General features: G+C 72.2%; 4 protein-coding genes and 1 pseudogene. 2 read left to right on the top strand and 3 right to left on the bottom strand.

Going from position 1 to position 7371, the window contains the following annotated elements:
- Positions 1–98 precede the first annotated feature (98 nt).
- The 3 genes from gltX to ABTY56_RS38315 form a co-directional block, all read right to left on the bottom strand.
- A complete protein-coding gene (gltX, locus tag ABTY56_RS38325) occupies positions 99–1598 on the bottom strand; it encodes a glutamate--tRNA ligase (RefSeq protein ID WP_350634323.1) in 1500 nt (499 codons plus the stop codon).
- Positions 1591–2391 (bottom strand): fumarylacetoacetate hydrolase family protein, encoded by an 801-nt coding sequence (locus tag ABTY56_RS38320; protein WP_350634322.1) that lies wholly within the window; start codon positions 2389–2391, stop codon positions 1591–1593. Before ABTY56_RS38320 ends, gltX begins: the two co-directional genes overlap by 8 nt.
- Positions 2392–2645: 254 nt before the next feature.
- Positions 2646–2912 carry a hypothetical protein gene (locus ABTY56_RS38315; RefSeq protein WP_350634321.1) on the bottom strand — a complete coding sequence of 89 codons (267 nt, stop codon included), beginning with the start codon at positions 2910–2912 and terminating at the stop codon, positions 2646–2648.
- A 754-nt stretch (positions 2913–3666) separates the two neighbouring features.
- Between ABTY56_RS38315 and ABTY56_RS38310 the strand changes: the two genes are divergently transcribed.
- The gene (locus ABTY56_RS38310; RefSeq protein ID WP_350634320.1) at positions 3667–7269 is read left to right on the top strand and encodes a nitrate- and nitrite sensing domain-containing protein; all 3603 of its coding nucleotides are present in this window, start codon (positions 3667–3669) and stop codon (positions 7267–7269) included.
- A gap of 10 nt (positions 7270–7279) precedes the next feature.
- Positions 7280–7371, top strand: a pseudogene (locus tag ABTY56_RS38305) (roadblock/LC7 domain-containing protein); the annotation flags it as partial.

The raw sequence follows: 7371 nt of genomic DNA, 5'->3' as shown, positions 1-7371 counted from the left end.
TCGGTGTCCGTCGCGAACGGGAAGGAGCGCTTGTTCGACCGGGTGAGCACGTACTCGCGCCCGCACGGTGTCCCGCCGCGGCCTGCTCAGCGACCCGTTCAGGCGGCCGGCAGGGCGTCCAGGGCGGAGCGCAGGCGGCGCAGCGTCTCGGGACGGCCCAGCAGCTCCATGGACTCGAACAGCGGCGGCGACACCCGGCGGCCGGTGACGGCCACCCGCAGCGGCGTGAAGGCGAACTTGGGCTTGATGCCCAGCCCGTCCACCAGCGCCTCGCGCAGGGCCGCCTGGATCGGCTCGGGGGTGAAGTCCGCGAGCTCCTCCAGCGCCTTGATGCTGGCCTCCAGCACCGGGCGGGCGTCCGCGGTCAGCACCTTGGCGGCGTCGTCCGGGTCGACGGCGAACTTCTCCGGCGCCACGAACAGGAAGCCGGCCATGTTCACGATCTCGCTCAGCACGACCATCCGCTCCTGGGTGAGCGGCGCCACCTTGGCGAGCACGTCCAGCTGCTCGGCGGTCGGCTCGGCCGGCAGCAGGTCGGCGGCCTGGAGGAACGGCACCAGTCGGGCGGCGAAGTCCTCCGGGGCCAGCTTGCGGACGTGCTCGGCGTTGATCGCCTCGCACTTCTTCAGGTCGAAGCGGGCCGGGTTGGCGTTCACCTTGGCGATGTCGAAGGCGGCGACCATCTCGTCGATGCCGAAGATGTCCCGGTCCTCGGCCAGCGACCAGCCCAGCAGGGACAGGTAGTTGAGCAGGCCCTCCGGGATGAAGCCGCGCTCGCGGTACAGGTTGAGCGAGGACTGCGGGTCGCGCTTGGAGAGCTTCTTGTTGCCCTCGCCCATCACGTACGGCAGGTGGCCGAAGCGCGGGGTGGTGCCGTTGCCGACGCCGATCTCGGCGAGCGCGGCATAGAGCGCGACCTGCCGCGGGGTGGAGGACAGCAGGTCCTCGCCGCGCAGCACGTGGGTGATGCCCATCAGGGCGTCGTCCACCGGGTTGACCAGGGTGTACAGCGGGGCGCCGTTGGCCCGGACGATGCCGTAGTCCGGCACGTTCTCCGGCTCGAAGGTGAGCGTGCCGCGCACCAGGTCGTCGAAGGAGATGGTCTTGTCGGGCATCCGGAAGCGCAGGATCGGCTCGCGCTTCTCCAGCTTGTAGACCGCGACCTGGTCGTCGGTCAGCTCCCGGCAGTGGCCGTCGTAGCCGGAGGGCTTGCCGGCCGCGCGGGCGGCCTCGCGGCGGGCGTCCAGCTCCTCGGTGCTGCAGTAGCAGTGGTAGGCGTGGCCGGCCTCGTGCAGGCGGCGGGCGACGTCGGCGTAGATGTCCATCCGCTGCGACTGGCGGTACGGCTCGTGCGGGCCGCCGACCTCCGGGCCCTCGTCCCAGTCGAAGCCCAGCCAGCGCATCGCGTCGAGCAGCTGGCCGTACGACTCCTCGGAGTCGCGGGCGGAGTCGGTGTCCTCGATCCGGAAGACCATCGTGCCGCCGTTGTGGCGGGCGTAGGCCCAGTTGAAGAGGGCGGTGCGGACCAGGCCCACGTGGGGGTTGCCGGTCGGGGACGGACAGAAGCGAACCCGGACGGCCGGGTCAGTGTTAGCCACGCTTGATCACCTTGTTGGTGAGAGTGCCGATGCCTTCGATGGAGACGGCGACCTCGTCGCCGACGTTGAGGGGGCCCACCCCTGCGGGCGTGCCGGTGAGGATGACGTCGCCGGGCAGCAGTGTCATGGCCTCGGAGATGTGGACGATCAGCTCGGCGACCGAGCGGACCATCAGGGAGGTGCGGCCGGTCTGGCGGAGCTCGCCGTTGACCGTGCAGGTGACGGCGAGGTCGCCCGGGTCGAGGTCGGTCTCGATCCACGGACCCAGCGGGCAGGAGGTGTCGAAGCCCTTGGCCCGGGCCCACTGGCCCTCGCGCTGCTGGACGTCCCGGGCGGTCACGTCGTTGGCGCAGGTGTAGCCGAGGATCACCTCGGGCACCCGGTCCAGCGGCACCTCGCGGCACATCCGGCCGATCACCACGGCGAGTTCGGCCTCGTGGTGGACGTCCGAGGAGAACGGCGGGTACGCGATGTTCTCGGTCGGGCCGATCACCGAGGTGGACGGCTTGAAGAAGGTCAGGGGGACGTCCGGGACGTCGTGGCCCAGCTCCTGCGCGTGCGCCGCGTAGTTGCGGCCGACCGCCACGATCTTGTTCGGGAGCATCGGGCTGAGCAGCCGGACGTCCTGGAAGCGGTAGCTCTCGCCGGTGGGCTGGGGCTGGCCGAACGGGTGGCCGGCCAGCGCGTGGACGACCAGCGAGTCGGGCTGGGAAGGGTCGCCCTCCACCACGCCGAAGGAGACGCTGCCGGCGGCAGGGCTCCCTTCCCGGACGGAAAACCTGGCAATGCGCACGGCTGGGCTACCCCTCGCTTCGTCGGCCGCCCGGGGCGCGCCCGGGCGCTGGTGGGCGCCCCGCCCGCAGTGGGCGCGGCCCCGTCAATCGGCCTCCAGGCTATCGCGTGGGGCCCCGGCCGACCGCTTTGCCCCTGTTCAGCGTGGTTGGGGCGGAAGTGCCCCGGGCACCTTGCCCGAGCCGGATGGGAACGGCGAAGGGCGCCGCCGCCACGAGGCTCGTGGCGGCGGCGCCCTCGGGGAACGCGCCGGGGTCAGTCCGCCACGACGACGACCGGGGCGACCATCAGCTGGGTGCGGCGCGGGTTGGCGGTGCTGTCCGGCAGCTCGGTGCCGTAGGTCAGGACGTCCTCGGGCTTGCGGGCACCCGGGATCTTGCTGAAGTCCTCGACCGAGGCCAGCGTCGTCCGGCGCGGGTTCGCCGTCGGGCGGCAGGAGAGCGTGGACTTGTTGGCCTTCTTCGCCTGGGACATCGAGAGCACCTCGTGGTCGTGGCCGGGCGGATCCGCGCGGATCGGCACCGGCCTGAGTGATTCCGATTGATTCGGAGGGGTTCTGGGCAGGCTGATCGGGGCCGTGCTCCGGAGCAGCCAGGTTACGAGATCTCTTTCCATAGAGACCGTGACCAAAGCTACACATTAGTCTGTGATTTTGATCACAAAATGCCGATCAAAAGGCAGATAACCGACATATCGCCGCATCGGAATTTTCCGACATTCGACAGATATCGGTCATTCGGGAAGGTCTGTGACTCTTTTCGATCTACGGTCTGGTTGGCATGTATCCGGCGAGTGTCCGAAAAAGGCGGTATTCCGGTCCGGTTACCGCACAGTCAGTGAGATCGCACAAGCGGTCGGTAGCGCCGGGCGCCCGGTTCCTGCGGCCCTTGTTGGGATTCCCCGGCTGTGCTGGAATGCGACGGACCGTGGGTAGGGAGTGGTCCACCCCGGTGACCCGCTCTTCCGGACCGGCCGGGGAGCGGATGGAAACTCGACACCGTCCAGGCCGTGGCGACGCGGCGGGACGCCCGGTCCAGAGGTTGCGACGCCAGTGCAGGGACGTTTCAAAAGGGGTAGCGGCGCCGCGGGTAACCCGGAGTCGCGCGAGCCCGCGGCAGCCCCCCGGCAGGCGGCGGCGCCCGGTGGCCAGGCAGAGCCGATCACACCCGACGCCGTCGGCCGCCCCGAGGGGGACGGCCAGGAACGGACGTCCACCCGGGACAAACTCCGGACCTCGCTGACCCGACGCCGGGCCACCGGTCTGAACCGGCTCGCGATGCGCAACTGGCGCATCCGCAGCAAGCTGATCGCCCTGCTCGCCCTCCCCGTCCTGGTCTCGCTGGTCCTCGGTGGCCTGCGCATCCAGACCTCGATGGAGAACTCGCAGCAACTCGCCCAGATGGCCAACCTGTCCGACCTGGCCAAGAAGGCGACCAACCTCGCGGACGCGCTGCAGACCGAGCGCGACATCAGCGCCGGCCCGATCACGCAGAACCCGAACGCCCAGCTGGACGACGACATCGTCGCCGCCCGCAAGGCCACCGACGACCTGAGCCGCACCTTCACCGCCTCCTCCGACAAGTTCGAGAACCTCGAACTGTCCGGCGGAAAGGCGCTGCTGCTGCAGATCCGCCGCGACCTGAACTCGGTCTCGGACACCCGCGGCGCGCCGTACCAGGTCAACCAGAACATCCAGTCGACGATCACCGCCTACGACGTGATCATCCGCGACCTGCTGTCCATCACCCAGGACATCGCGCTCGCCTCGAACAACAAGGACCTGGTCGTCTCGACCCGCGCGCTGCAGCAGTTCTCGCTCGCCAAGAACGCGACCTCGCAGCAGCGGGCCCTGATCAGCGCCGCGCTCGCCAACCCCAAGGGTCCGGACCTCAGCCTCAGCGACGAGTCCTTCGGCATCCGCCTGCGCCTGTCGTACGAGAACGCGATCGCCAGCTTCAACAACATCTACACCGCGCACGACCTGGACAACCTGCGCAGCCAGCTGAGCTACAACGGCGTCGTCGCCGACGCCGACCGCTACGCCGGCACGGTCCTCACCCAGGGCGGCATCCACCAGACCGAGCCGGTCACCTACAAGGACTGGTACGAGAAGGCCAGCGCCAAGATCAACGCCGAGAAGCGGATCGAGGCCAAGCTGATCGAGAACCTCGACGGCAAGGCCCAGGACCTGCAGTCCCAGGCCGACACGGACGCCCTGATCATCGGTGTCGCGGTCGCCCTGGTGCTGCTCGTCGCCCTCGGTGGCGCCGGTCTGATCGCCCGCTCGATGGTGCGCTCGCTGACCCGTCTGCAGGCCGCGGCCGAGGACGTCGCCGAGCGCCGGCTGCCCGAGCTGGTCAAGACGCTCTCCGAGAGCGACCCGCACGACGTCGACACCACGGTCGAACCGGTCGCCGTCGACTCCGCCGACGAGATCGGCCACGTGGCGCACGCCTTCGACATGGTGCACAGCGAGGCCGTCCGCCTCGCCGCCGAGCAGGCCCTCCTGCGAGGCAACATCAACGCGATGTTCACCAACCTCTCGCGCCGCAGCCAGGGCCTCATCCAGCGCCAGCTGTCGCTCATCTCCGAGCTGGAGAGCCGCGAGGCGGACCCGGACCAGCTGGCCAACCTCTTCAAGCTGGACCACCTCGCGACCCGTATGCGCCGCAACGGCGAAAACCTCCTCGTCCTCGCCGGTGAGGACCCGGGCCGCCGCTGGACCAGGCCCGTTCCGCTCGTCGACGTGCTCCGCGCCGCCGCCTCCGAGGTGGAGCAGTACGAGCGCATCGAGCTCGCCGCGGTGCCGTCGGCCGAGGTCGCCGGCCGCGTCGTCAACGACCTCGTCCACCTGCTCGCGGAGCTGCTGGAGAACGCCACCTCGTTCTCCAGCCCGCAGACCCGCGTCCGGGTCACCGGCCACGCGCTGCCGGACGGCCGCGTGCTGGTCGAGATCCACGACACCGGCATCGGCCTGAGCCCCGACGACCTCTCCGAGATCAACGAGCGCCTCGCCAACCCGCCGACGGTGGACGTCTCGGTCTCCCGCCGCATGGGCCTCTTCGTGGTCGGTCGCCTCTCGCTGCGCCACGGCATCCGCATCCAGCTCCGCCCCAGCGACTCCGGCGGCACCACCGCGCTGGTCATGCTCCCGGTGGACGTCACCAACTCCGGCGAGCGCCGCGGCGCCGGCCGCCCCGGCCCCGCCCAGGCCAAGCAGCAGCGCGGGGTCGCCCCGACGCCGCGACAGCAGCGCCAGATGCCGCCCGGCCGTCAGGGCGGTCCGGCCGCGCTCGGCCAGGGCCCGGCCGGCGGTGCCCCGCAGGGCGGCCGCCCCCAGCTCGGCCAGGGCGGTCCGGCCGCCCCGGCGGGCCCGGGCGCTCAGGCCGGTCCCGGTGGACAGGCCGGTCCGGGTGGACAGGCCGGTCCGGGTGCGCCCGGCGGCCGCCCGGGCGCTCTGCCGACCCGCCAGGTCGGCAAGGCGCTGCGCGAGAACCCGGTTGTGCCGAACCAGGGTCAGGGTCAGGGCAAGGGCCGCCAGGGCCAGCAGCCCGCGCAGCCCAAGCAGGCACCGCAGGCACCGCAGGCACAGCAGCAGCAGCCGCAGCAGCAGTCGCCCCAGGGCGGCCTGCCGCAGCGCGCCCCGGGCCGCCAGGGTCCGCCGCAGGCCGGCCCGAACGGCCTGCCCCGTCGCGGCCGCCAGCAGCAGCCCGGCCAGCAGCCCGGCCAGCCGCAGCCCGGTCAGGAACGGCCGCGCCCCGGCGGCGAGTTCGACGGCGCTCCCGGTCCCCGGACCGGCGAGCAGCCCCAGCACGGCCGCCCCGGCGGCCCCGGTGCTCCGCAGCAGGGCGCCCGTCCGGGCAACCGTCCGCAGGACGGCCTGCCGCAGCGCGCCCCCGGCCGTCAGGGCCCGGGCGCCCCGGGTGGCCCCGGCGCCCCGGGCGCTCAGGGTGCCCCCGGCCGGCCCGGTGCCCAGGGCCCGCGCCGTCCGCAGCGCCCCGGCCCGGACGCGCCGCAGCGCGACCGCCAGCCGCAGCTGCCGCCGCAGCAGCAGCAGCAGCAGGCCATGCAGCAGCCCCAGCCGCTGCCGTCGGCCGAGCCGGCGCCGGTGGAGAGCACCCAGCAGTTCGCCCGCCCGCGCTTCGAGGCCAGCCAGATCGACCCGCGCGACCCGCTGGGCCTCGGCCTGGTCGAGCCGGTGCTGCCGAACGTGCCGAACCCGGCGCGTCCGGAGCCGATGCGCCAGGAGCAGGCCCCGCAGCAGCCGCAGCTGCCGCACCAGGAGCCGATGGCGCTGCCGACCGGCCCGTCCGCGGCCGCCGGCCAGCAGCCCTGGCAGCCGCAGGCCGACGCCCAGCAGCAGGCCCCGCAGCAGGAACGGCCGCAGTCCTACCGGCCGCGCCGTCCCGGCACCTCCGCGCCGGGGTTCCAGGAGCAGGGCCAGGCCCAGCAGGCGCCGCAGCAGCAGGCCCCGCACCAGCAGGCGCCGCAGCAGCAGCCCCAGCAGCCGCAGCCGGGTGCCGACGACGCGCCCTGGCGCCCGTCCGCGAACGACGAGCGCTGGCGCCGCGCCGAGCAGGTCCGCGAGCCCTCGACCAACGGTGTCACCATGTCGGGCCTGCCCCGACGGACCCCGCAGGCCAACCTGGTCTCCGGCACCGCCGAGGCCTCGCCGCTGACCGGTCCCCAGGTCTCCCGGGCCCCCGAGGAGGTCCGCGGCCGACTGACCAACCTGCGCCGCGGCATCCAGCAGGGCCGCCGGGCCGGGGCCGAACAGACCGCCAACCAGCCGGGCTTCCAGCATGGTGCCCAGCAGCCCGGATTCGATAGTTTCGGTGGCCGCAGCGACGGCAACGGCGCAGATCACCAGGAGCGTTGAGTTGAACCAGATGAGCCAGGCCGCACAGAACCTGAACTGGCTGATCACCAATTTCGTGGACAACACCCCCGGGGTGTCCCACACCGTGGTGGTCTCCGCGGA

Origin of the sequence: Kitasatospora sp. NPDC097691 (genome assembly GCF_040302665.1) — a bacterium.
In the GTDB taxonomy this organism is placed as follows: Bacteria; Actinomycetota; Actinomycetes; order Streptomycetales; family Streptomycetaceae; genus Kitasatospora.
This window is presented reverse-complemented; position numbering and strand designations above follow the sequence as displayed.

Bases quoted from the DNA above. Each gene is read 5' to 3' on its own strand.
- ABTY56_RS38310 (WP_350634320.1), top strand. From the start codon at position 3,667: ATGCGCAACTGGCGCATCCGCAGCAAGCTGATCGCCCTGCTCGCCCTC.